This window comes from Gilliamella sp. Choc5-1 (assembly GCF_001690595.1).
In the GTDB taxonomy this organism is placed as follows: domain Bacteria; phylum Pseudomonadota; class Gammaproteobacteria; order Enterobacterales; family Orbaceae; genus Gilliamella; species Gilliamella apicola_M.
Genome location: NZ_LZHH01000016.1, coordinates 1 through 26,601, shown reverse-complemented (window position 1 = coordinate 26,601; position 26,601 = coordinate 1). Strand labels below are relative to the sequence as shown.

General features: G+C 35.0%; 23 protein-coding genes, 1 rRNA gene and 1 pseudogene. 19 read left to right on the top strand and 6 right to left on the bottom strand.

Going from position 1 to position 26,601, the window contains the following annotated elements; genetic code table 11:
- Positions 1–834 precede the first annotated feature (834 nt).
- Together edd and gntK are read right to left on the bottom strand one after the other, a co-directional pair.
- Entirely contained in the window at positions 835–2,640 is a 1,806-nt protein-coding gene (gene edd / locus A9G35_RS01165) for a phosphogluconate dehydratase (protein WP_065635353.1), read from the bottom strand.
- Positions 2,641–2,685: 45 nt separating this feature from the next.
- Complete coding sequence (gene gntK, locus A9G35_RS01160) at positions 2,686–3,216, bottom strand: gluconokinase (RefSeq protein WP_065635352.1); 531 nt, start codon at positions 3,214–3,216, stop codon at positions 2,686–2,688.
- A gap of 292 nt (positions 3,217–3,508) precedes the next feature.
- Between gntK and gatA the strand changes: the two genes are divergently transcribed.
- The 8 genes and pseudogenes from gatA to A9G35_RS14025 form a co-directional block, all read left to right on the top strand.
- Positions 3,509–3,961 carry a PTS galactitol transporter subunit IIA gene (gatA, locus tag A9G35_RS01155; RefSeq protein WP_065635351.1) on the top strand — a complete coding sequence of 151 codons (453 nt, stop codon included), beginning with the start codon at positions 3,509–3,511 and terminating at the stop codon, positions 3,959–3,961.
- Between the two features lie 17 nt (positions 3,962–3,978).
- Positions 3,979–4,263: a PTS galactitol transporter subunit IIB gene (gene gatB / locus A9G35_RS01150; RefSeq protein WP_065635350.1), complete on the top strand. Its 285-nt coding sequence runs from the start codon at positions 3,979–3,981 to the stop codon at positions 4,261–4,263.
- Between the two features lie 4 nt (positions 4,264–4,267).
- Positions 4,268–5,617: a PTS galactitol transporter subunit IIC gene (locus A9G35_RS01145; RefSeq protein WP_065635349.1), complete on the top strand. Its 1,350-nt coding sequence runs from the start codon at positions 4,268–4,270 to the stop codon at positions 5,615–5,617.
- Between the two features lie 134 nt (positions 5,618–5,751).
- The gene (locus A9G35_RS01140; RefSeq protein WP_065635348.1) at positions 5,752–6,795 is read left to right on the top strand and encodes an alcohol dehydrogenase catalytic domain-containing protein; all 1,044 of its coding nucleotides are present in this window, start codon (positions 5,752–5,754) and stop codon (positions 6,793–6,795) included.
- A gap of 93 nt (positions 6,796–6,888) precedes the next feature.
- Complete coding sequence (locus A9G35_RS01135; protein WP_065635347.1) at positions 6,889–7,662, top strand: DeoR/GlpR family DNA-binding transcription regulator; 774 nt, start codon at positions 6,889–6,891, stop codon at positions 7,660–7,662.
- A gap of 204 nt (positions 7,663–7,866) precedes the next feature.
- Complete coding sequence (locus A9G35_RS01130) at positions 7,867–8,805, top strand: hexose kinase (protein WP_065635346.1); 939 nt, start codon at positions 7,867–7,869, stop codon at positions 8,803–8,805.
- 26 nt (positions 8,806–8,831) lie between these two features.
- Complete coding sequence (locus tag A9G35_RS01125; RefSeq protein WP_065635345.1) at positions 8,832–9,686, top strand: tagatose bisphosphate family class II aldolase; 855 nt, start codon at positions 8,832–8,834, stop codon at positions 9,684–9,686.
- 1 nt (position 9,687) lies between these two features.
- Positions 9,688–9,780 (top strand): annotated as a pseudogene (locus tag A9G35_RS14025) (phosphatase); the annotation flags it as partial.
- Between the two features lie 57 nt (positions 9,781–9,837).
- Here A9G35_RS14025 and A9G35_RS01120 read toward each other — a convergent pair.
- The 3 genes from A9G35_RS01120 to A9G35_RS01110 form a co-directional block, all read right to left on the bottom strand.
- A complete protein-coding gene (locus A9G35_RS01120; protein ID WP_218057157.1) occupies positions 9,838–10,995 on the bottom strand; it encodes an ABC transporter permease in 1,158 nt (385 codons plus the stop codon).
- Positions 10,992–12,125 carry an HlyD family secretion protein gene (locus A9G35_RS01115; protein WP_218057156.1) on the bottom strand — a complete coding sequence of 378 codons (1,134 nt, stop codon included), beginning with the start codon at positions 12,123–12,125 and terminating at the stop codon, positions 10,992–10,994. The genes A9G35_RS01120 and A9G35_RS01115 overlap by 4 nt, the downstream gene beginning before the upstream one ends.
- A 75-nt stretch (positions 12,126–12,200) precedes the next feature.
- On the bottom strand, positions 12,201–12,698 hold the full coding sequence (locus A9G35_RS01110) for a MarR family winged helix-turn-helix transcriptional regulator (protein WP_065635343.1): 498 nt from the start codon (positions 12,696–12,698) through the stop codon (positions 12,201–12,203).
- A gap of 290 nt (positions 12,699–12,988) precedes the next feature.
- On the opposite strand from A9G35_RS01110, the gene nirB reads away from it, so the two are divergent.
- The 4 genes from nirB (at position 12,989) to cysG (ending at position 18,242) form a co-directional block, all read left to right on the top strand.
- Positions 12,989–15,511, top strand: a complete 2,523-nt coding sequence (gene nirB / locus A9G35_RS01105; RefSeq protein ID WP_065635342.1) for a nitrite reductase large subunit NirB — start codon at positions 12,989–12,991, stop codon at positions 15,509–15,511.
- Position 15,512: 1 nt separating this feature from the next.
- Positions 15,513–15,845: a nitrite reductase small subunit NirD gene (gene nirD / locus A9G35_RS01100; RefSeq protein WP_065635341.1), complete on the top strand. Its 333-nt coding sequence runs from the start codon at positions 15,513–15,515 to the stop codon at positions 15,843–15,845.
- 26 nt (positions 15,846–15,871) lie between these two features.
- Positions 15,872–16,639 (top strand): nitrite transporter NirC, encoded by a 768-nt coding sequence (nirC, locus tag A9G35_RS01095; RefSeq protein WP_065635340.1) that lies wholly within the window; start codon positions 15,872–15,874, stop codon positions 16,637–16,639.
- Positions 16,640–16,868: 229 nt separating this feature from the next.
- Positions 16,869–18,242 carry a siroheme synthase CysG gene (gene cysG, locus A9G35_RS01090; RefSeq protein WP_065635339.1) on the top strand — a complete coding sequence of 458 codons (1,374 nt, stop codon included), beginning with the start codon at positions 16,869–16,871 and terminating at the stop codon, positions 18,240–18,242.
- 166 nt (positions 18,243–18,408) lie between these two features.
- Here the strand turns inward: cysG and A9G35_RS01085 are convergent, their stop codons facing one another.
- The gene (locus A9G35_RS01085) at positions 18,409–19,431 is read right to left on the bottom strand and encodes a DUF4272 domain-containing protein (RefSeq protein WP_065635338.1); all 1,023 of its coding nucleotides are present in this window, start codon (positions 19,429–19,431) and stop codon (positions 18,409–18,411) included.
- Between the two features lie 984 nt (positions 19,432–20,415).
- Here A9G35_RS01085 and murA point away from each other — a divergent pair.
- The 7 genes from murA to A9G35_RS01050 form a co-directional block, all read left to right on the top strand.
- Positions 20,416–21,669 carry a UDP-N-acetylglucosamine 1-carboxyvinyltransferase gene (gene murA, locus A9G35_RS01080; RefSeq protein WP_065635337.1) on the top strand — a complete coding sequence of 418 codons (1,254 nt, stop codon included), beginning with the start codon at positions 20,416–20,418 and terminating at the stop codon, positions 21,667–21,669.
- 51 nt (positions 21,670–21,720) lie between these two features.
- On the top strand, positions 21,721–22,296 hold the full coding sequence (yajL, locus tag A9G35_RS01075) for a protein deglycase YajL (RefSeq protein WP_065635336.1): 576 nt from the start codon (positions 21,721–21,723) through the stop codon (positions 22,294–22,296).
- Positions 22,297–22,307: 11 nt separating this feature from the next.
- Positions 22,308–23,201, top strand: a complete 894-nt coding sequence (locus A9G35_RS01070) for a cation diffusion facilitator family transporter (RefSeq protein ID WP_065635335.1) — start codon at positions 22,308–22,310, stop codon at positions 23,199–23,201.
- A gap of 96 nt (positions 23,202–23,297) precedes the next feature.
- Positions 23,298–24,260, top strand: coding sequence for a 6-phosphofructokinase (gene pfkA / locus A9G35_RS01065; protein ID WP_065635334.1), 963 nt, complete (start codon positions 23,298–23,300; stop codon positions 24,258–24,260).
- A 185-nt stretch (positions 24,261–24,445) separates the two neighbouring features.
- Complete coding sequence (locus A9G35_RS01060; protein WP_065635333.1) at positions 24,446–24,706, top strand: GNAT family N-acetyltransferase; 261 nt, start codon at positions 24,446–24,448, stop codon at positions 24,704–24,706.
- A 139-nt stretch (positions 24,707–24,845) separates the two neighbouring features.
- A complete protein-coding gene (locus A9G35_RS01055; protein ID WP_065635332.1) occupies positions 24,846–25,916 on the top strand; it encodes an acyltransferase in 1,071 nt (356 codons plus the stop codon).
- Between the two features lie 580 nt (positions 25,917–26,496).
- Positions 26,497–26,601 (top strand): 16S ribosomal RNA (locus tag A9G35_RS01050); the annotation flags it as partial.

Sequence of the window (26,601 nt, the reverse complement as noted above, 5' to 3'; positions counted from 1 at the left end):
GCGTTTTTTTATCATTTATTTTCTTGTTTTAATATTAAGTTGTAATAGTCTTTACTTAATTTGATATTTAAGTTGTTTTATAAAATAAAAAGGAGAGCCAGAAATGAATCAAACCGCCAAAATCATTAAACCTAAATTAGGACTGCTAGAATTAGCAAAACAACTCGGTAACGTTCAATAAGTGTAGGAAAACGCCAAGTTGTTTACATTTCATGGTTAAAATAATCCTTTAAAACGCTAAGGTGTTTTCTTAACATTGTTTTATAAGGTTTAACGGTACTATAAAAATTAATCAAGCGTTTGCGCTTTTGTTTTCGTTTTTGAGTCGTTAAATATTGGCTGATGCTATAACTTCCCATTAACGTATGTATCACTATTTCAGTTTTTCTATTCATTTGTGGACCGGTGATTTTTGCTTGATATACCGGTTATCACTCAGTTTATCTAAATAAATCAAGGGAATATAAATTTTGTTAAAAAGTTTCAGGAGTGCACTACGTTTATGTATAAAAAACAATAAAATCAAATATATATAAGTTATAGAATATTCTCTAGTTTTCTGCTTTGTTTGATTTTTAAGTAAAGGTAGACCTTTGGTAATAACCTGCAGTATTTCACCCAGATAGGTTTTGTTATCGGCTTTAGCTAAATTGGTGACAGTTATTTTTCTTTATGATATCAGCACCCTATCGCTTGTTTGTGATAGGGTGTTAATTTTGTTTTTTTATGGATATTTATTACAGAGCATCTCAAAGCAGTGTAAACAACATGAAGAATTTCTACAGCGAGACTGGTTGGTCAGTTTCTGCCGCAATATGCGGCAGATTTTTAGCATTAAAAGCTTACTGCACCTTCTTCGGCCGAGGTTAAGTTTTCACGAATAACGGTGAACAGTTCACGTCCATAGCCATGATGTGAGTCGGTTAAGTCAAATTTTTCAGGCTCACGTTTAGCTAATTCAACTTCATCAACAAGTAATGTTATTTCGCCAGTTTGGCCGTTAACACGAATCATGTCGCCTTCTTGAACTTTACTTAGTAAACCGCCATCATAAGCTTCTGGTGTGACATGAATAGCAGCAGGAACTTTGCCTGAAGCACCTGATAAGCGACCATCGGTTAATAAGGCGACTTTATAGCCTTTATCTTGTAGCACGCCTAGTGGGGTTATCAGTTTATGCAATTCTGGCATGCCAATCGCTTTTGGCCCTTGATAGCGTACAACAACAACACAATCTTTATCTAATTTTCCTGCTTTATAATCAGCATCTAAATCATATTGGCTATTAAAAACAACCGCAGGTGCTTCGATAATTTGATGTTCAGGCTCAATAGCGGATGTTTTCATTACTGCTCGCCCTAGGTTGCCTGACATAACTTTTAATCCACCATGCGAGTTAAATGGTTTTTTAATCGAGGCGATGACGTTTTCGTCTAATGATTTGGTTGGACCTTCACGGTAAAGTAATTTGCCATTTTCTAAAATTGGTTCTTTGGTGTAACGGCTAAGACCATGACCGGCAACGGTTTCAACATCTTCATGTAATAAGCCTCCAGCGAGTAATTCTCGAACCAATAAAGACGTTCCCCCTGCTGCTTGGAAATAGTTAATATCAGCAGGACCGTTCGGATAAATTCGGCAAAGTAGTGGTACAACAGTTGAAAGATCTGAAATATCATCCCAATTAATAATAATTCCAGCCGCTTTCGCCATTGCGACAATATGCATGGTTAAATTAGTTGATCCGCCGGTTGCCAGTAATGCAACTAAGCCATTGACGATGACCTTTTCGTCTACCATTTTACCCACAGGCATATAGTTACCTGATTGTTTTGTTAGGCGTGTAATTTGTTTAGCCGCCGCATTAGTTAATTCAAAACGCAGTGCGGTTTCTGGATGAACAAAGGCAGCACCAGGTAAATGTAATCCCATTAATTCAATAACCATTTGGTTACTATTGGCGGTGCCATAAAAAGTACAAGTTCCGCTAGTGTGATATGATGCCGATTCTGACTCTAACAAATCTTCACGAGAAGCCTTACCTTCAGAATAGAGTTGGCGAATGCGTACTTTTTCTTTATTCGATAAGCCTGATGGCATTGGTCCTGCAGGAACAAAAATTGCTGGCAAATGCCCAAATGCTAATGCGCCTACAAATAAGCCCGGTACAATTTTATCGCAAATGCCAAGGTATAGTGCGCCGTCAAACATATTGTGTGAAAGGCCAACAGCAACAGACATGGCAATGATGTCTCGGCTCATTAATGACAGCTCCATCCCCGGCTCGCCTTGGGTAACGCCATCACACATTGCCGGCACTCCCCCCGCCATTTGCCCAACCGCACCCACTTCATGTAGAACTTTTCGGATTTGTTCAGGATAATATTCATAAGGTTTATGTGCCGAAAGCATGTCGTTGTAAGAGCTAATGATTCCAATATTGCTTTTTAGAATATTTTTTAGATCATTTTTATCATCAATACAACAAGCAGCAAAACCGTGAGCTAAGTTGCTACAAGGTAAGCTGGCTCGAGTTACTTTATTGAGCATTGCTCGTTCTATTTTTTGTAAATAAGCCTCGCGCGTTGCTTTTGAACGCTCAATAATACGTTTTGTTACAGCTTGAACAGTTGGATTCACATTAACCTCGACATTTGTTATATTATTCTTTTTATTCTATTGCTATTATTCACAATGACATATGGAACGAATGACTTGTTCTGTATCATGGACAACATTGACTAATGGCTGTGCAATGTCTATTTTGTAGACATCGTTTTCATCAGTAGTTGGTTCTTCAAGAGTGTCAAATTGCGATTGAAGCATGCCAGTTTTTTGGTAGTGACCTTGACGTTTAGCTAAACGTTCTGCAATGACATCGTAATCGCCTTTTAAATAGATAAAATGAACGTTTTCATTCTCACCACGGATAATATCTCGATATTGTTTTTTTAATGCCGAACAAATAATAATCGACACATCATTGACATTACTCATGGCAAAAGCGGCATTACTGATTAAACTAAGCCAAGGCATACGATCTTCATCATTTAATGGTGTGCCACTACGCATTTTTAGAATATTAGACTTAGGATGTAAAAAATCACCATCTAAAAAAGCAGCATCTAAATTATAAGCAACTTGTTTAGCCACCGCTGATTTGCCACAACCCGACACTCCCATTAATACAAAAACTTGTTTGCTTTTTTTAGTCATTGCTAATCCTTAGTATACTCACATTTTGTTACGGGTAACATTTTGGCATTTTAATCTTTTATTGCAATCTAAAAAAGTAATTTTTGTGATCTTGATCATAATTTGCTGTTGGAATGTGTCTTTATACTGATTTGAGAAACAATGCTTATTAAAAAAAATAGATTTCGATCACAAAAATATAAAATCCTATTTGTTTTTTTGTTCGAAAGTAATTAATCTTTCGATATGGTTTTTGTTTTCGAAAGTTATGATTTAAAGAGTAACATAAAAAAGACAAAAAATGGAGAATAAAATGAGAGAATGTCAGCTTATTATTAATGATAATGTTAGTTTTAACAATAGGTTAGATTTGCTAACTTATCTGAGCCAGCAATTACAGCAAAAAGGTATTGTAAAAGAAAGCCATTTGAAAGCTTTGATTGATAGGGAAGCTTCATTTCCAACGGGTATTTTACTCGATGGTTATGCTGTAGCTATTCCACATTGTGAAGCTGAACATGCAAATACCCCTGCGGTCTTTATTCTTCGCTCTCTATCTCCTGTTTTATTCCAACGAGCAGATGACGATGGAACTGTTGAAGTTTCATTAATTATTTCATTGGTTGTTACTTCACCAACAGATCAGCTAACACTTTTAAAAACGCTTTTTACAAGTCTACAAAATAAAGAATTTTATCATTTTTTATTAAATAGTCCGCAAGATGCAATTGCCGAACATTTTAATAAAGTGATATTTAATCAATAAGTTGTTTAGGAGGCATTATGAAAAAAAAGATTATTGTTGCATGTGGTGGTGCAGTTGCAACATCAACTTTAGCAGCTGATGAGATAAAAGAGTTATGTAATGAAAATAATATTGAGCTTGATCTAGTACAGTGTCGGATTAATGAAATTAGTACCTTTATTGATGATGTCGACCTGATTTGTACTACAGCAAAGATGGATCAAACATTTGATGATATTCCGATTGTGCATGGTATGCCATTTGTATCTGGCGTTGGAATTGAGCAGTTAAAAGCAAAAATATTATCTATTTTAAAAGGATAAGAATATGTTTACTGAAATTATGCAGTACATTTTGGATCTTGGTCCATCAGTGATGTTGCCCATTGTGATTATTCTCTTCTCACTCTCATTAAGAATGAAAGTGGGGGATGCATTAAAAGCAGGTATTCATATTGGAATTGGCTTTGTTGGTATTGGTTTAGTAGTGGGATTATTAACCAGTTCAGTTGGACCTGCAGCCCAAGCTATGGCAGAACGATTTGATATTAGCCTAAATGTTGTTGATGTTGGTTGGCCTGGCGCTGCCCCTATGACTTGGGCTTCGCAAATTGCGCTAGTTGCAATTCCTATTGCTATTGCCGTTAACATTGTGATGTTACTTTTAAAATTAACCCGAGTTGTTAATGTGGATATTTGGAATATTTGGCATATGACATTTAGTGGAGCGTTAGTTTACATTGCAACAAGCTCTTACTGGCTTGGTATTGCTGGTGTGATTGTGCATGCGATTATTGCTTATAAATTAGGAGATTGGTTTGCTAAAGATACCAAAGATTTTTTTGAGCTTGATGGTATTGCTGTACCACATGGAACTTCGGCATATTGTGGCCCGATAGCGGTATTTGTTGATACTGTTATCGAAAAAATACCAGGCATTAATAAAATTAATTTTAATGCTGTTGATATGCAAAAAAGATTTGGCGCATTTGGTGAACCAGTCACCGTAGGTTTATTTATGGGCATTTTACTAGGTTTATTAGCGGGTTATGGTGTCAAGCAAACCTTACAACTTGCAATTCAAACCGCTGCGGTAATGCTGTTAATGCCAAGAGTGATAAAACCAATTATGGATGGTTTAACTCCAATATCTAAACAAGCACGCAAACATTTACAATCTAAATTTGGTGGGCAAGACTTCCTTATTGGTTTAGATCCAGCATTATTGTTAGGTCATTCAACCGTTGTTTCTGCTAGTTTGATTTTTATTCCTTTAAGTATTTTCATTGCCATTGTGCTTCCTGGTAATGAAGTCCTACCATTTGGTGATTTGGCAACCATTGGCTTTTTTATCGCTATGGGAGTAGCTATTCATCAAGGCAATCTATTTAGAATTATTATTTCTGGATCAATTATTATTGCTATTACCTTATGGATCGCCACTCAAATGGTGCCGTTAACCACGCAACTTGCTGTTAATGCTGGCACCATTACTGCAAGTAATGGCATTTCAGTTGGCGCAATGGATCAAGGTGGTTCGCCAATTACTTATATTTTGGTTCAGCTTGTTAATTTGAAACAGCCTATTGGATTTACTTGTATCGGAATTTTTTATCTATTTTGCTTATTTTTGACATGGAAACGGGCGCAAAAATTTAAACTATTGTTGAAAAAGTAACGGGTAGACGATGCCGATAATGTGTGAATCGGTAATAAAAAAAGTAAGCTGTAAATTTATCTAGTAACGTTCACTGACAACCCAGTGAACGTTAAAACAGCAACCTAATTTGATTATTAACATAGGAACATAACATGAAAGCAGTCGTTGTTAATGATGAGGGGACTTTATCTGTAGAAGATATTGAAATGCCCCAAATCACTTCATCAGATCAAATTCTGGTAAAGGTGGCATATTGTGGGTTATGCGGTTCTGATATTCCACGCATTTTTCATCATGGAGCACATTTTTATCCAATCACACTTGGCCATGAATTTAGTGGCACGGTTGTCGAAATGGGCAGTGATGTCACAGAGTTTGATATTGGTGATTTAATTTCTTGCGTACCTTTATTACCTTGTTTTAAATGTGATGAGTGCCAAAAACATTATTATTCTCTATGTAAACATTATACATTTGTTGGTTCAAGAATAACCGGAGGATTAGCACAATATATTGTAATTAATAAGAAAAGTGCTTTCAAATTACCCAAAGATGTTAGTCCTATACAAGGCGCATTTTTTGAGCCAATGACAGTTGGAATGCATGCACTGTTATTGGCAGATGGTTGTCATAATAAAAATGTGGTGATTGTTGGAGGGGGGACTATTGGCTTACTTGCCATGCAATGCGCAAAGGCAATGGGGGCTATGTTTGTCGCTGTATTGGATATTAATGAAGAGCGATTAGATCTGGCCAAAAAATTAGGTGCTGATGCTGTTTATCATGCTAAGAATATGACAGTGTCTGAGATTAATGATGCATTATTACCTCATAGGTTTGATCAAGTGGTATTAGAAACCGCTGGCGCACCAGCAACCGTTAGCCTAGCTATTGAAATAGCAGGCCCAAAAGCCAAAGTTGGTTTAGTGGGTACATTACATAATGATGTAACTCTTTCAGAAAAAACATTTGGATTGATATTACGAAAAGAACTTCAAATTTTGGGCAGTTGGATGAACTATTCAGCACCTTGGCCAGGAAAAGAGTGGCAACTAGTTAGCCAATTTTTTGTTGATGGAAAAATAATGCTTGACGAACTTATTGCAGGTGTTGGTAATTTTGATGAATTTGTTCAGAAAGTTAGCGCTTTGAATGGTCATTCAATGAACGGAAAAATTTTATTAAATTGCATGTAATTACTTGATTTATAGCCATCATCAAAAATGAGCGCTTATCTTTTGATTTTGTTTGTTATACACTGCTGAAAAATTTTCGAAAAAGGAAATATTATGAACGCAGGTGAAAGACGCCAACAAATAGTTGAACTTCTTAATACGAAAGGAACGGTTCTTGTCAGTGACTTATCGCAGCAATATGATGTTTCGGAAGTGACAATTAGAACAGATCTTCGTTTATTAGAAAAGCAAGGAGTTCTTACTCGATTCTATGGTGGTGCAAACAAAATCATGAATAAAGGTGATTTAAAATCATTTAAAGAATTGCAATTAGAAGAACGCCATCAGCGTTTTATAGAAGCTAAAAAACGTATTGCAATTGCAGCGGTTAAACATGTCAAAGAAGGTGATACTATTATTTTAGATAGTGGCAGTACCACAATGTTGATAGCTGAAGAATTAGTTAAACTTAAACATATCACTGTCATTACTAACAGTCTTACTTCTGCATTTATATTATCGGATAACAGTGACATTATGTTATTTATGTGTGGTGGTACACTAAGACATAAAACACGTTCTTTTCATGGAAAAATTGCCGAGCAATCGTTAGATGGCATTTCTGCTGATATTTTGTTTGTTGGTGCAGATGGAATCGATGCAATAAGAGGAATAACAACGTTTAACGAAGGTTACACAATCAGTAGTGTGATGGCTAATGCAGCAAGTAAAGTGATTGCTGTTTTAGATTCATCAAAATTTGGACGAAATGGCATTAATGTCGTATTACCACTTAATAAGCTTAATACGATCATTACTGATAATGATGTCAATGGCGATTATAAGCAGCAATTTGAAGACAAAGGCATTGATTTTATAACTGTTTAAATTTTTTAACTGGTGATTGTATATCTTTTAAACAGAGCTTAAACGATCTGTAAACTAAACAAAAATAATTTGTACGAATTAAATAGTGATTACATTGTGTATTATTGACTATTTAAATGATTGACAATATTGAACTAGTTTGATTATTTAAGTTTGTTATTTCTCCCAACGATATTACTTCGTAATGAATGCGTAGGTGAGAATATGATATTAACAATTACCATGAACCCTTCAGTGGATATTTCATATCCACTTACTAAACTCTATATTAATGATGTCAATCGTGTTGCTAATGTAAAAAAAACAGCTGGTGGTAAAGGACTCAATGTTACCCGAGGTGTTAAATTTTCTGGCATTGATGTTTTAGCTACTGGTATTGTAGGGGGAACAACTGGTGAATATATTCAAAAGCAATTAGATAATGATAATATTCACTACGACTTCTATGTTACCAAACATGAGTCTAGAAATTGTATTGCAGTTTTGCATGAAGGTAATCAAACCGAAATTCTTGAATCCGGACCTATATTAGATCAAAAAGAGGTAACTAGCTTTTTAGATCACTATCAAAAATTGGTTAACCAAGCAAAAGTAATAACCATTTCAGGATCACTGCCACAAGGTTTTCCGATTGATTTTTATGCCACATTAATTCAAATCGCCAATAAAAAGGCTATTCCTGTTTTGCTAGATTCATCAGGAAAAATATTATTAGCTACATTGGTATCTGAACATAAACCTTACTTAATTAAGCCCAATAAAGATGAATTACAACAAATTATTAAAATAAATATTGATGTTAATGATACTACATCGTTAATAAAAGCTGTGAATCATCCTTTGCTTAATAATATTCCTTTTATCGTCATTTCCTTAGGTAAAAATGGTGCTTTTGTGCGTTGTTATCATCAATATTATCAGGTTTCAATACCTAAAATAAATGTTGTCAATCCAGTGGGATCTGGAGATGTCACTTTAGCTGGACTTGCCGTTAGTATTTATGAAAACGAACCGATAGAAGTCATGCTTAAACGGGCAATGACAATGGGCATGTTAAATGCGATGGAGTCACAAACTGGTTTTGTCGATATGCGTAATTATGATGAATATTATCAACAAGTTAGCATTACCCAAATTAATTAAAAATTTATGTTAATTAAGGAGTTATTATGTACCTTATTTCCAGTCAAGAAATGTTAAAAAAAGCACAACGTGAAAATTATGCTGTTCCGGCATTTAATATACATAATCTTGAAACAATTCAAGTCGTAATTGATACCGCTAAACAGATGCAATCACCGGTAATATTGGCAGCTACACCTAGCACTTATCGCTATGCAGGTACAGAGTATTTAATTAATATTTGTAAAACAGCTGCACAAACCAAGCATTTTCCTTTTGCTTTACACCTTGATCACCATGAAGATATCAAAGATATTCAAGCTAAAATTGAAGCGGGTATTCGTTCAATTATGATCGATGCTTCACATCATCCATTTGAAGAAAATATTAACATTGTGCGTAAAATGGTTGAATTTAGCCACAATTTTAACGCCAGCGTTGAAGCCGAATTAGGGCGGCTTAGTGGGCAAGAAGACGATCTTATTGTCGATAACAAAGATAGTGCTTTTACAGATCCCAGTGCGGCAAAAGAGTATGTCGAACGCACAGGAATAGATTCACTTGCGGTAGCTATTGGTTCAGCTCATGGTATGTACAAAGGTGAGCCTAAACTCGATTTTGAACGATTAGCCAAAATACGAGATAAAGTTGATGTTCCACTGGTGTTACATGGTGCCTCAGGTATACCTGAGGCAATGGTGAAAAAATCGATTTCATTGGGTATTTGCAAAGTAAATGTGGCAACTGAATTAAAAATTGCTTTTTCAGATGCGTTAAAACAAGATTTTAAAACCTACCCTGATGCAAATGATCCAAGGCATTATATGCAACCAGCTAAATTAGCTATGGCAAAAATTATCGAAGATAAAATTCGTATTTGTGGTAGTGCTGGTAAATTGTGATATAAAAGCTAAAGGTATTTTGTTTGATTTAGATGGAATATTGGTTAATTCATTACCAGCAGTTGAGTGCTGCTGGTTAAAATTTGCTAAACGCCTTATGGGCGTTTTAAAGGATTATTTTAGCATGAAGTGTAAAAAAATCTGTGTTTTCTTATATATTATTTGTTTTATTCTCTCGCTCAACAAACATCATCACAAGAAAAGCAATAATCGTTAAGTAGATAATGAAAGCGCCATAAGTCGCAAACATATCAATCAGTGAACGCCCTCGCATGGCAAAATCGCGGAAAAATTTAAATAACCAAACTAATGGGAAAGCATGGCTGACATAGTAAGTCCAAATTGGCATTATTCCCACAGCCATTGTTGAGCCCCCCATAATAAATCCTGGCGGTACTAGAAAGATCATTTTGCTTGCTCCTTCGCCCGGGTTGTTGGTTTTCCAAGACAGTAAAAATCCTAGCCAACCAAATGCTAATCCTGTCATAAATATGCTCGGTACAAAAGCAAAATAGTTACCGTCAAAACGCAGTTGTCCAAATATAACAAGTATGGCTGTGATAAGCGTTAATGCTGTTGTAAAAAATAGTGCATAAGGAACCGTTCTTGCTAATAATGAAACAAATCCTCTTTCTATTGCGGTTTGCCACATGCCTGTGACTTTTAAGCGTCCAACTATCATTAATGAGGTTAACCCATAAGTCAGTGACGAGAAAAAGTAAACAAAATAGATAATTGTCGATATGGTTGAGGAGCTTGCAGGGTTAAACATGTAGCGTGTTTTAAGCTGCATTGGTGATAAAGTTGCTTCGATACCATCATGACCAAGCCCTAATGCGGCGACTTTACCAATACTGAGTTCGGCACCTAATTCAGGAATGTACTCATTTAAGCTTTGTAATACCTTGGCATTTTGTGCGTCATTGGTATCATCAGCAAAATAACCTAAGCGAACAGTTTTGTCGCCTTTTTTTAAGCTTTTTTCTAGACCTTTAGGAATATATAAAACACCTAAATTACGGTCGTGTGAAACCAACGTTATTGGATTTACTGGCGATCTTATTACTTCTGTCACTTCAATATAAGGCGATGTGTTAACTTTGCTAATTAATTCGGTCGAATAATGAGAGCCATCAAGATCAATAACTGCAATTTTTCCTTCAAAAACAGCGCCGTGGCTTAATACAATTGAAAATATGAGCGAGACAATAGCCACTAAGCCAATCGAGACTTTATAATAAGGAATAAAGTGGCCTGATAGCATGGCGTCGAGCTCTTCAAGAATGGATTTAATGATGTTTTGCATCATTTTTTAACCTCAAGTGTCATGCCTGTTAATAGTTTTGGTATTGGTTCGATATAAATTCTAACTTGATAAGAAGTTAAATCAGCTTGTCCTCGTTCTCGTGTCATTCGTAAATCAGCAAAAGATGGCGCTGCTGTGGCAAAGCGAACTTTTCCTTTTACTTCTTTATTAAGCGCAATCACATTCGCTGTAACAGTTGTGTCTGGTTGGTAATCATTAACCATCTTTTCATTTACATAAATATCGATATATTTACGGTCGGTTTCTAATAATACAGCTGGCGCGCCATTGGGTACCATTTCACCATCTTCAAACATAAGTTTTAATACTTTGCCATCTTCAGGGGCTTTTAATGTTAACCGTTCATTATTGAGCTGTAATTGTTTTAATTCGGCTTCGCCTTGTGCCAGTTGTGCTTGTATTTGGGTAAGTTGATTTTTGCGGTTTTCGAGTTTTTGGCGTGCAATAGTGATAGATTGTATTGTCATACCTGTTGCTTTTTTTGTTTGCTGAAATTGGCTAATTTGCTCAGGTGTTGCGCCAATCATTAAAGTCGATAATTGACTTTCGATTTGAACAACTTGCATTTTGGCGGCAGTAAAGGCATGACGGGCGTTATCCAGTTGCGATTGTGAGTTACCACCTGTTTTGCGTAATTGTGTTTGGCGATCAAATTCGGTGCCAGTTAAATATTGAGCCGATTTTGCCGCTTCTAAATTAGCTTGTACTTCTTCAATTTTGCGCCAAGTTGATAATTCTGAAAGATTAGTTTCGTTCTCTGTAATTTTGATGGCAGCTTGTTCTTGATTAACTGCGGCCTTTTGGCTATCAACAAGTGCTTGCATGCGATCGATAGCTAGCTTGGTATCAATATCTTCTAACTGCATAAGTGGATCACCTTTTTTTACCATTTGTGATTCTTGCACAAAACGTTTGGTGACTTTTCCGCCGACATTTTGAAAGGCAATATTAATTTCGTCAGCGGTTAATACTCCCGATTTGATACTTTTTGCAACCGTTACGGCATCATTCCTTGATCCTAAGAAAATTAAGAATGAGCCAAAAATTAAAAGGAGTAAAAAGATAAGTGGGATTTTGATGTTTTTTTTCATCTCTGCATTTTTCATATTCATAGATAGCTTATTTTCCATTTATTTAGTCAGCTAATTATTTAAATAAAAAATAACCGTTGAGTATTTTAAATACGGCTATTTTCGTAATAATTTTCGTAACATTAATATTAAGGATTCTTGTTCTTGCGAATCTAGTACTTGCGCAAAAGCGCGGATTGCTTTTAGGTGATTGGGTAATGCATTTTGAATTAGTCTTTCCCCTGCATTTGTTAATGCGATTAGACGTGAACGACCATCATCACTATTTTTTGACATTGAAATTAATGGCTCAGATACTGATAACATTCGTTTAACCATAACAGATACCGTAGCGGGTGTAACGCCTATACGCAGTGCTAAATCACTGGCACAGGTTTCGCCTTCCGAAAACAATGACATCAGCAAGGCAAACTTACCTTCAGACACACCATAATCTTTATCTAATTGTGCGTAGATATTAGCGCGAATTAAATCAGCTGTTGTGATTAAACTTAGCACCAGATCAACTCCTGATACTTCAACAATATCATCATTAAATCTTTGTGCTCGTGCTAAGGTTTCACGAGAAGGCAGTGTTCTTGAATTATAGTTCAATTGTCATTACTCAATTTATTTAGTCGGCTAATTATATAAATTTAATAATACTTGGCAACTTTTTTTAATTTTTTTATAGAAGAGTTAAGTAATTTAGTCGGATGTTTTTATCAATATTGTCCGCTTTTAGTTATTGTTAAGTAAGCGTAATTCATGGGATATTTTTTAAAATTATTATTCTTACCACCAAAGTGGTAATTCTTGAGGGTAGTTATAATCTGTACAAAGTTTCATACAATGTTATCAAAATAAAATTAAATCATTAAATTAAAATAAAATTGGAGTTTTGTATGAGTAAAACCAATCTCGTTATTATTGGTAATGGGATGGTTGGGCATCGTTTTGTTGAAGAATTAATCGATAAAGCACAGCCTAATCAGTTTAATATTACTATATTTTGTGAAGAACCACGACTTGCCTATGATCGGGTGCACCTTTCTTCTTATTTTTCTGGCCACACAGCAGAAGCGCTTTCTCTAGTTCGTGAAGGTTTATACGAAGAGAATAATATTAAAGTCTTACTTAATGAACGGGCTATTTTAATTAATCGTCAGCGTAAGGAGATTCACTCTCAACAAGGGCGAATTGTTGCTTATGATAAATTGATTATTGCGACAGGATCTTATCCTTGGGTACCACCGATTAAAGGTGCTGATGGTTCGGATTGTTTTGTTTATCGTACGATTGAAGATCTTGATGCTATTCAAGAATGTGCAAAGCGTTGTCAAAAAGGCGCTGTTTTGGGTGGTGGATTGCTTGGACTTGAGGCTGCTGGAGCTTTAAAAAACTTAGGTATGGAAACGCATGTGGTTGAGTTTGCTCCAGTGCTTATGGCTGAACAGCTGGATGTGCAGGGTGGAGAACAACTACGTCGTAAAATTGAGGAGATGGGGGTAGGTGTTCATACCAGTAAAAATACTCAAGAAATTATTCACACACCTGCTGGGAAAATCATGCAATTTGCAGACGGCTCGGCACTTGAAGTCGATTTTATTGTTTTTTCAACTGGCATTAGAGCAAATGATAAATTAGCTCAAGAATGTGAGTTAGAAATCGGTCCTCGTGGAGGAATTGTTATTAATGATTATTGCCAAACTTCGGATCCTGATATTTATGCTATTGGTGAATGTGCTTGTTGGCAAAACAAGGTTTTTGGTTTAGTTGCACCAGGCTATAAAATGGCTCAGATTGCTTTAGCTCATTTAGTGGGTGAATCTGCCAAATTTGAAGGTGCAGATATGAGTGCTAAATTGAAACTGATGGGCGTAGACGTTGGAAGTATTGGTGATGCCAAAGCAAAAACAATTGGTAGCCGTAGTTATGTTTATTTAGATGAAACCGCATCTGTTTATAAGAAGTTAGTTGTTTCTAGCGACAATAAAAAGCTTTTAGGTGCAGTATTAGTTGGCGACACATCAGATTATAGCAATTTACTGCAATTAATGCTTAATGATATGGAACTACCTGAACATCCAGATACGTTAATATTGCCAGCACATGCAGGTGCAAAACCAACGATGGGCGTTGATGCGCTTCCTGATTCTGCTCAAATTTGTTCATGTTTTGATGTGACAAAAGAAAAAATTATTCATGCCATTAATGCCGGTTGCCATACCGTTGCTGCAATAAAAGCTGAAACCAAAGCAGGAACAGGGTGTGGTGGTTGTATTCCATTAGTTACTCAAATTCTGAACTTGGAGTTAGCTAAGCAAGGGATCGAGGTTAGCAATGCATTATGTGAACATTTTAAATATTCTCGTCAAGAATTGTATCATTTAATCCGTGTTGAGGGATTAACGTCTTTTGAACAGGTGATTAAAAAACATGGACAAGGCTATGGCTGTGAGGTTTGTAAACCAACAGTTGGTTCGTTATTAGCATCATGTTGGAATGATTATATTCTTAAAGATAATTTGATTCCTCTACAAGATAGTAATGATATTTTCTTAGGCAATATTCAAAAAAATGGGACATATTCGGTGATTCCGCGTAGTGCAGGTGGTGAAATCACGCCAGAAGGATTAATTGCTGTTGGTCAAATAGCTAAAAAATATAATCTTTATTCTAAAATTACCGGCTCACAACGTATTGGTTTATTTGGTGCACAAAAAGATGATCTTCCTGCTATTTGGAAAGAGCTAATTGATGCTGGTTTCGAGAGCGGTTATGCTTATGCCAAAGCATTACGAATGGCAAAAACTTGTGTTGGTAGTACTTGGTGTCGATTTGGTGTGGGCGATAGTGTTGGTTTGGGGGTTGAGCTTGAAAATCGCTATAAAGGTATTCGTGCACCACATAAATTTAAGCTAGGTGTATCGGGTTGTACGCGTGAATGCGCGGAGGCTCAAGGTAAAGATATTGGTGTTATTGCCACAGAAAAAGGTTGGAACCTTTACGTTTGTGGTAATGGTGGTATGAAACCCCGTCACGCCGATTTACTTGCTGCTGATCTTGATAAAAATACACTTATTCAATATATCGATCGTTTCCTTATGTTTTACATTCGTACTGCCGATAAGTTACAACGCACATCGGTTTGGCTTGAAAATCTTGAAGGCGGCATTGATTATTTGCGCAGTGTTATTATTGACGATAAACTCGGCATTAATGCAGAACTAGAAAATGAAATGGCACGTTTACGCAAATTAATGGTATGTGAATGGAAGGAAGCGGTTGAAAATACAGAAGGTCAAATTCGATTTTCTCATTTTATTAATAGTAACAAACGTGATGAGAATGTCCAAATCGTACCTGAGCGTGATCAGCATCGCCCAGCTACCGCAGAAGAACGTAAAGTAATGTTAGGGGAATAATATGAGTCAATGGATAACAGTTTGTAAGCTTGATGAGATTTTGCCAGGCACAGGTGTTTGTGCGCTTGTTGGTAATGAACATGTGGCTATCTTTCGTCCTTATAATAATGCTGAAATTTATGCAATTAGTAATATTGACCCGTTTGCTAAGGCAAGTGTTTTATCTCGTGGCATTATCGCAGAACATGAAAATGAGTTATGGGTGGCAAGTCCGCTTAAAAAACAACGTTTTCGCTTAAAAGATGGTTATTGTCTGGATGATGAGCAATATTCTGTCACTCATTATGATGTAAAAGTTAATGATAATGGTGAAGTACAAGTAAAATCACAATAACTATATTTTAAAAAGGATAAATATTTATGTATACCGATACGATTAATAAATGTGCAGCAAATGCTGCGCGTATTGTTAGTTTGGCAAAAAATAACCCTTTTGGTTTTTGGTTAAGCTCTGCTATGGCTGGTGCTTATGTAGGACTAGGAATTATTTTAATTTTTACTTTAGGAAACCTTGTTGAACCATCAATAAGACCTTTACTTATGGGGGCAACGTTTGGCATTGCTTTAACGTTGGTTGTAATTGCCGGTTCTGAGTTATTTACAGGGCATACCATGTTTTTAACTCTAGGAGTAAAATGCAAAAAAATTACTCATACCCAAATGTGGACAGTATTGCCGCAAACATGGTTAGGAAATTTATTAGGTTCAATTTTTGTTGCTGCATTGTATTTTTATGCTGCAACACCGCTATTATCAACGGATACTAGTTTGGTTCATGCAGCGGCTTTAGCAAAAACATCTGCTTCAGCTTCAGCATTATTTTTTAGGGGTATTTTATGTAACTGGTTAGTTTGTTTAGCGATTTGGATGGCTAATCGAGTTGAAGGTTCGGCAAAGTTTATCGCTATTTGGTGGTGTTTGTTAGCATTTATTGCTTGTGGTTATGAACACTCCGTTGCGAACATGACGCTTTTTTCACTTTCATGGTTTGGTCATCATAGTGATGCTTACACATTAGCTGGAATTGGTCATAATCTATTATGGGTTTCATTAGGAAATCTTGTTTCTGGTGCATTATTTATGGGACTGGGATACTGGTATTCAACACCCAAAGAAGATCGACCTTAATAACTGTTTAATTCAGGAAATGTGGTTAAAATAACCAATATAAGGGGGGAAAGCATGGTAAGCAATCCCCCAAAGACGTTAAATTAATTAGGATTACATTTGGTTTTAATCATAATTAGTGATAAAAAAATAACGAAGCAATTAACAATAGGATAATTAATAAATTTCTATTATTAGAGGTTAGTTGTTAATAAATTTTTAAACAGATAATGTTTTATTTTGAGGTGTTATGGATTATTTCCCCTTATTTTGTAAGCTAGAAAACCGTGATTGCTTATTAGTCGGTGGCGGTGAAGTTGCTGAACGTAAAGCTCGATTATTACTTGAAGCTGGTGCCCGCTTAACTGTCAATGCGCATGAATTTAACGAGCAATTCATATGCTGGAATGAACAAAAACAACTAGTTTTAGTTCAAGGGGAGTTTAATGCTGAATTACTGGATGATAAATGGTTAGTTATTGCGGCAACAGACTGTCAGGAAACTAATCAAAGAGTGAGTATTGAGACGGAAAAAAGGCGTATTTTTTGTAATGTGGTTGATTCTCCAAAAGATGCGAGTTTTATTATGCCCTCAATTATTGATCGTTCCCCTATTATGGTTGCTGTCTCTTCAGAAGGGCATGCTCCTGTTTTGGCTCGATTATTGCGTGAAAAACTAGAGTCCATTTTACCTCAACATTTAGGCAAATTAGCTAAATATGCCGGTTATTTACGTAATAAAGTTAAAACAACCTATCAAACAGTGACGGAACGTCGTCGTTTTTGGGAAAGGCTATTTTCTCATGATAGGTTAGCTCAAGCGATTGCTAATAGCGATTCAGATCATGTTGAAAAACTCACCAATGAGCTATTTGATACATCACTTGATTCCCGTGGTGAGGTTGTGTTAGTTGGTGCTGGTCCAGGTGATGCGGGCTTGTTGACTTTAAAGGGATTACAGCAAATCCAACAAGCAGATATTATTGTCTATGATAGATTAGTATCGGATGAAATTATGAATCTAACCCGTCGCGATGCCCAACGTATTTTTGTTGGTAAGCGAGCAGGATTTCATTGTGTCCCTCAAGAACAAATAAATCAGATTCTTTTACAACAAGCTAAAAAAGGTAAGCGTGTTGTACGTTTAAAAGGTGGAGATCCTTTTATTTTTGGTCGAGGTGGTGAAGAGCTCGAAACATTATTTAATGCCGATATTCCATTTTCTGTAGTGCCAGGAATTACAGCAGCTTCAGGTTGTTCTGCATATAGTGGGATCCCATTAACACATCGAGATTATGCCCATAGTGTACGTTTAATTACTGGTCATTTGAAAGATGGCAGCCATCTTGATTGGCAAAGTTTAGCTGCAGAAAAACAAACTTTAGTTTTTTATATGGGGTTGTCTCAAGCAGAAAATATCGAAAAACAGCTAATTAAATATGGTATGGATGCAAACGTACCTGTTGCGATTGTTGAGGAGGGCAGCACAACAAAGCAAAAAGTGGTATCAGGCGTGTTAGGTAATTTAACACAACTATCATTGCAAGCTCGTAGTCCAAGCCTAATTATTATTGGACATGTTGTCGCATTACGTGAAAAGCTGAATTGGTTTTCTGACAATTAATATAAACTATTTTTTGAATTTAATTTTAAAAAGTTTTCATTTTAGAAAAGAGTTAAAACACAACTAAAAAGCAAAAAATAAAGGTAACAAAATGATTTATTAATATAGAATTTATTAATTTGATATTGTCATAATGCTACCTACCATGATGAAAAGATAAAAGGTATCAGGTTGGTGTATCTACATCATCCCAATCTGCATTTTCAAAGTTAGTTAACCAATTTAAAGCATAGTGACGTTCTTGAATAACATCACTTATAATTGAAGCGGGTGGTTGCTCGCCTTTCATTCGAAAATCTGTGGTTATCCAATGTAAGCGGTAGTGTAAATCTAAGGCATCTAATAATTCGCTAATAGGTCTTAAGGTTACTTTAGAAATATCTTGCTCACTATGTTGCATTCCTTTGTCAACTAATGATGAAACATCGCAAATAGTATCAGCAAATGGGAGCTCTGATTGCCAATTTATCGCCCATTGTAAAGGTAATAATGCTTCGTATTTCCACGACATATCTATAACATCTTGCTCTGTAGGTTGTTCACTATAAATAAAGTCACGTTCATTATTTGATAAAGCTGCAAACCCTGTTGGGCAACGTTCTTTAAATTCCATCGGATTGATTGGATTATTTTCTCGAAAACTTTCTGCTTGAATACCTGTTAACATTATCGCTAAAGCGCGTTTAGCTACCTCGTCAGGTGTTCTAAGTATTACTTCGGATTCAGCAATAACTGGTGGTAAATGTGTAGGTGTATGTAACCCTAATTTGGCTAAATACTGCTCATTTTTTGTTTTACGCTTTAATGCTTCAGGTGGGTAAGGAACAATTACATCAAAATCAATATCATCATCAGGATCTAGTAATATATCTCCATCAGGATTTCGAATAGTTCCATCTGTCAGCAATATAATGGCATTGGCCTGCCAGCCCCAAGAAGTAAACTCATTGAAGTTCTCTTCTTCAATCTCAAAGGCAAATTGATGTTTAACTCGTTGGATATGGCGATACAAAGCATAACGGCGTGAATTCATCTGCCCATCTCCAGCTTGCATGACATAACCGATAAAACCATCAAGGTTTTTCATTAACTCAGGATCATCTAATCCACGATGATATAAACGTTCGCAAGGAAAATTAATGGCTGGTGGCTGAGTGACTGTAGAGAAAGCATTGATCAATATCGACATTTCAAATATTCCTATTTTAAATTTTGTGTATTTTATAGCTATAAATAGCGGTTATTTGTTTGTCCGATTTTATAATAAGTCATTGCATCTTTCTAGCTGTAGGATTTACTAGCGTTGTTTACAGTAATTTGAGAAACTACTGTAATGAATATACATAAAAAAAACAAAACTAACGCTCTATCACAGTCAAGCAATAGGGCGCTGATATCATAAAGAAAAATAACCATTACTAATTTGGCTAAACGCTTTATGGTCTGTAGCCAAACCTCTTATCACGTGCTAAATAAATCCCAATTAAAGTTTTTACCCCTTTTTTTACCCCTTAAAGTAGTAAAAATGAATGTCATAAAACCATCAATTATTGTTTTAACTATATGATATAAAATACAAAAATAAATTAAAGATAAATTAAAAAAACAAGCCAAAGGCGATAACAAAACCTATCTGAGCGAAATACGACAGGTTAATAGCAAAGGTTTACCGTTACTTAAAAATCAAACGAAACGGCAAACTAGAGAATATTCACTCTTTGGTATCAATTTGATTTTTAAGGTTTTTATACATAAACGTAGTACGCTCCTGAAACTTTTTGACAAAATGATCCTGTCTTTATTTATTTAAATAAATTATTAGGTTAGATAAACTGAGTAATAACTAGCATATCAACCAAAAATCGACAAAAATTACCAGCTCATAATCCAATGGAAAAGCCGAAATAGCGATACGTATGTTAATGGTAAGTTGTATAATTAGCCAGTATTTAGCGACTCAAAAGAGAGAAACAAAAGCTTAAACACCTCATGCGTTTTTAGCGAATTATTTTAACTATGAAGTGTAAACAACGCGATGTTGTCCTATATAGCTAAAATGAATTCTGGTTAATAATTAGTGTTTCAATTTTTCATGAAATTCATTTATCTATTGATAAATAACTTCTATAATGTTCGATAATTTATCAAGCACAATAATTTATAAGAGTTAATAATGGAAAAGTTTCATGTAACAGGCCCAACCGCGTTAAATGGTGAAGTGGTTATTTCTGGCGCAAAAAATGCTGCGCTACCAATTTTATTTGCTGCAATTTTGGCTGAAAAACCAGTAGAGCTTCGAAATGTTCCCAAGCTGAAAGATATTGACACAACATTAGAATTGCTAAGCCAGTTAGGCGTAAAATGTGAAAGAAATGATTTTATTTATCTTGATGCAAGTCACCTTAATAACTACTGTGCACCTTATGAGTTAGTTAAAACCATGCGTGCTTCAATTTGGGCTTTAGGTCCACTTGTTGCTCGTTTTGGGCAAGGTCAAGTTTCATTGCCTGGTGGTTGCGCTATTGGTGCCAGACCTGTTGATCTTCATATTACTGGTCTTGAGCAATTAGGGGCGACAATTAAACTCGATGACGGTTATGTAAAAGCATCGGTAAATGGACGCCTAAAAGGTGCTCATATTGTTATGGATAAAGTCAGTGTTGGAGCGACAGTTACCATTATGTCAGCAGCAACGTTAGCTGAGGGTAAAACTATCATTGAAAACGCAGCTTGTGAACCCGAAATTGTTGATACAGCTAAATTTTTAAATATGCTAGGTGCTAAAATTACCGGTGCTGGCACAATGCGCATAGAGATTGAAGGGGTTGAACGTTTAGGTGGTGGCATTCATGAGATCGTTTCTGATCGTATTGAAACGGGAACTTTTTTAGTTGCTGCAGCTATATCTAAAGGTAAAATCACTTGTCGAAAAACTGATCCAACTTTGCTTGATGCAGTGCTTTCGAAATTGAAGGAAGCCGGAGCCAAAATTGAAGTTGGCGAAGATTGGGTTTGTTTAGATATGCAAGGAAAACGAGCAAAAGCTGTAAATATTCATACGGCTCCACATCCAGGATTCCCTACTGATATGCAAGCACAATTTTCATTATTGAATATGGTTGCCGAAGGTACAGGAATTATTAAAGAAACGATTTTTGAAAATCGATTTATGCATGTACCAGAGCTAATTCGGATGGGAGCTAAGGCCGAAATTGAAGGCCATACTTTAATTACTCACGGCGTTGAAATGCTAAGTGGTACACAAGTGATGGCAACGGATTTGCGTGCATCAGCTAGTTTAGTTTTGGCTGGTTGTATCGCCGAAGGTTTAACAACGGTTGATCGTATTTATCATATTGATCGTGGTTATGACAATATTGAGGCTAAGCTAAGGAAATTAGGCGCTAATATTGAAAGAGTAAAATAAACTTCATCAAACTAAAAATGATTAAGTTGTTTGTTTAAAAGGAACGAAGTAATGACAAAGCAAGCATTGGTATTTTTATCAGATGGCTGCGAAGAAACAGAAGCGGTAACAACAATTGATTTATTAACTCGAGCGGGTATTAATGTTACTACCGCTAGCATATCAAACTCTCGTGAGGTTGAATGTTCTCGGGGAGTAACAATTTTAGCTAAAAAAACGCTTTTAGATATTCAACACATTGATTTTGAAATTGTTATTTTGCCAGGTGGTTTGAAAGGCGCTGAAAATTTTCGTGATTGCCCATTGTTGATTGAAAAATTAAAACAAACACATCAAAAAGGGGGAATTGTTGCAGCAATCTGTGCTTCTCCTGCTATGGTTTTACAACATCATAATCTGTTTCCTAATGCTAATATGACGGGTTACCCAACTACTAAAGAGGCATTTCAGAATTGGAAAGATGATAGAGTTTATTTTGATGAACAAAATAAAGTCATTACTAGCCAAGGGCCTGCAACCACTATTGATTTTGCTTTAAAAATTATTGAGGTTTTGCTAGGACGAGCAAAGGCTGCTGAGGTTGCTCAGCAGCTGGTTCTTCCATTGGGGATTGAAACCTATCAATAAATAGGCTCTAAATGTCAAATTCACATTTGTATGAAAAATTAGTTAAAAGAGCAACATTAAGTGCTGTTTTAATTTCTATTTTTCTCATTTTAGTTAAATTTATTACTTGTTGGTTAACAGGTTCAATAAGTTTGCTTGCTTCATTATTGGATTCAAGTATTGATTTAATTGCTTCTGGTTTTAATTATTTTTTAGTTCGTTATGCGTTAAAACCTGCAGATGATGAGCATACTTTTGGTCATGGTAAAGCAGAATCTTTAGCAGCATTATCACAAAGTGCATTTATTATTGGTTCTGCGATAATTTTATTATTTTCTAGTATTCGATCTTTTATTCAGCCAAGTGAACTACAGTTTCCTTTGCTAGGAATTGCTGTTTCGACAATTTCTGCTGCAATTACATGTGTTCTTGTTTTATACCAAAGGCACGTTATCAAAATTACTAAAAGTAATGCTATTCAAGCTGATATGTTACATTATTCTTCTGATCTCTTGCTGAATATTACCGTTATAGTTGCTCTTTGTTTTAGTTGGTATGGTATTACCTATGCTGATGCAATATTTGCATGCTTTATTGCTTTATATATTTGTTATAATGCTTTTTGTATTGCCTATAATGCTATTCAAGATTTACTTGATAGAGCTTTACCTGAAAGTGATAATATATTGATTGCAGAAATTATTAGTCAGTATCCAGAGGTTTACGGTTTTCACGATTTAAAAACGAGGCAGGCTGGCCCTGTTAAATTCATCCAATTGCATATAGAACTTGATGATAATATGCCTTTAATTAAAGCTCATGCTATTGCCGATTCTATTGAAAAGCAAATTTCAAAGCAGTTTTCACCAGCAACTGTTATTATTCATCAAGATCCAATTTCTGTTGTACCAGCCGAAATGATGTAGTAGAAAAAACAATCAAAATAGCGAATAATCTTCTATTGTTAGATATCTGTTAAGGCTCTATAATAAAGAAAAGTTAATAATTTGGAGTTATTTTATATGATAAAGAAAATAGGTATTTTAACAAGTGGTGGTGATGCTCCAGGAATGAATGCAGCTATACGAGGAGTAGTAAGAACCGCCTTAACAGAAGGATTAGATGTTTTTGGTGTCTATGATGGCTATATGGGGCTTTGTGAAGACCGTATCATTCAACTAGAGCGTTCAAGTGTTTCTGATATCATTACTCGTGGTGGCACATTTCTTGGCTCAGCTAGGTTTCCAGAGTTTAAAGATAAAGCTGTAAGACAAAAAGCTATTGCTAATTTGAAAAAACATCAAATTGATGCTTTAGTTGTTATTGGTGGTGATGGTTCATATATGGGAGCAATGCGGTTAACTGAAGAAGGTTTTCCATGTATTGGTTTACCAGGTACTATTGATAACGATATTCGTGGTACTGATTACACTATTGGTTATTTTACTGCACTTAGTACTGCTGTTGAAGCCATTGATAGGTTACGAGATACTTGTTCTTCGCACAACCGTATATCAGTTATTGAGATTATGGGGCGAGATTGTGGCGATTTAACTTTAAATGCTGCTGTTGCTGGCGGTTGTGAGTTTATGATTATTCCTGAAGTTTCTTATACTAAAGAAGATTTAATCGAAGAAATTAAACTTGGCTTTGCAAAAGGTAAAAAACATGCAATTGTAGCAGTTACAGAGCATATGTGTGATGTAAATAAACTAGCCGCTGATATTGAAGCTGCAGTTCATCACGAAACTCGTGCAACAATTTTAGGGCATGTTCAACGAGGAGGGTCTCCTGTACCTTATGATCGTATTTTAGGGTCACGTATGGGAGCCTATGCTGTTCAGTTATTACTTGAAGGCCATGCAGGTAGAAGTGTTGGTGTGCAGAATGGTAAATTAGTCCACCACGATATCATCGAAGCTATTAATAATATGAAGCGTTCATTTGATATAGAACTATATAATACTGCTAAACGATTATTTTAAATATTAATTGTGATTAAAATATAATCTTAATTGAGAAAGATTTAATTGTTTTATTATAGGTGAGTTATTGGAAATGAAATGTTAACAATGGCCACCTATTTTTTTATTTTCCTAAAATTATTTGATATTAAATTTATTATTAATTAAATGGTTATAATTAACTATTATGATATATAGGTATTTTTATGTCGTTACATCTTTTAGAAGCTAATGATCGTTTTTATGTTTGTGATGCCAATAATAAAGAGATAGGTGAAATAACTTTTACAAGGTTAGGAAAAGATAAGGCTACTATTGATCATACCTATGTTGATCCTGCTTATCGAGGGCAAGGTATTGCTGATAATTTATTAGACATTGTAGTAAGACGATTACAACAAGAAAACCGTGATATTATTCCTATTTGCTCGTTTGCCATTAAGAAATTGACTAGAAAATCAGATTGAAGCGTTAACTTTAATTGATTGATTTTAAATAATATTTTATTTTTAATTTGTTTGGGGATTTATTTTTATAATTGTAGTTTCAGTTACATAGAAATGTGATAATGTATGCTAATTTATTTCATTATTTACAGTATCTAAAATGGTAACAGAAAAACCGCAAAAAATTCATTCGATTCATATTTTACGTGGTGTTGCAATTATAATGATTGTTTTTAGCCACTGCTTAGGGGTATTTAAAAACACCAACTTAATTACTAATAGTTATCTATTTTCTTTTTTGAATCTATTTGCATTTAATTTTACGACATTTTTTGTATTAATTGCCGGTTTTTTATTTCAACATCTAACATACAAATTTGATACTAAAACATATTATTTATCAAAATTTAAGACGGTCGTATGCCCTTATATTTCAATATCCATTTTCTGTTTTATATTTTTTCATTACCGATATTTATCGAGTTTACCTTGGTATTCGTCAACTGAAACTAGCATAATTAGCGCAATAACTAAAATGATGTTGACAGGAACACAGTTATTGCCATTATGGTTTATGCCGATGATCATCATTATCTACTTAATGGCCCCTGTATTATACTTTTTATCGAAAAAGAGTTTAATTATAGCTGGTTTGATTGCTATGTTTTGGGTGGTTATGTTTACTAAGCCTGATTTCACTAAACCCTTTTTAAATTTATTGCATTATGGTCCTGTTTATTTAACGGGTATGATGATAAAACAAAACTATCAAACCATTATGAAATCTGTAAAAAGTAATTTATTTTTGGTTATATTCTTTTTTTGTTTATGCTTTTGGATTCCATTTGCATATCGCTATATAAGCCACTTAATTGTTGCAAAACTTTATTATGATACATTACAAAAAATAGTTTTATTTATATTAGCACTTTACTTTTTAGATAAATTGAATCATAAAATTAATGAAGGACGAATTTATAAATTTTTGTCTTATATGGCAAATATTAGTTTTCCTATTTATTTTATTCATGAAATTATTGTGTTAGAGCTTGAACAGCTATTGTATATTTCTCCTCTAGGTTATGTAATCAAAACTGACAATGGTTGGTTAGCATCATTGGGAGCTGTAATCTTTTTAGTGTCGACTTTAATCGTAAGTGTCAGTATTGCTAAAATAATAACATTACTTTTCAAAAATAAAGCAAAATACCTTATTGGTGCAATTCGTTAGATATCTTATTTATTAATTGATTTGGTGTTTTGAAATATTTTTATTAAATTTAGAATATAAATTAATGTTCTAGATCCATGTTAAAAATATGAGATTCTTCATATTTTAATATAAATTAAGTTAATAAATTGTTTTTTCTATAGCAAATTACGCTTATTTTATTTATGTCAAATGTATTGAACATAAAGATTTGAATAAATAAAACGCAAACGGAAAAAAAATTACAATTAACGCTTGCACGAAATATTTAAGTCCCTATAATGCGCACCCACTGACACGCAGTCAGCGACAAGCAGACGGTGAATAAGGTCGGTAGGCAAGGTAAAAAATTTTCAAAAAAGATCTTGACGAATAAAAAAGGTTAGCGTAGTATATGCAACCCTTGAGACAGCGAAGTAAAACAACGAAATGTTGGGTTAAATAGAAGCTGTCAGCTCTTTAAAAAGAAGAAACAGACAATCTGTGTGGGCACTTGCGAGACAAAAGATTAAAGTCTACGGACTAAAAAAATTAAGTCTTGATAAGTGACACTGAAGATTCATTTGAATATGTCAGAGACAGTTATCGAGCATCAAACTTTAAATTGAAGAGTTTGATCATGGCTCAGATTGAACGCTGGCGGCAGGCTTAACACATGCAAGTCGAACGGTAACATGAGTGCTTGCACTTGATGACGAGTGGCGGA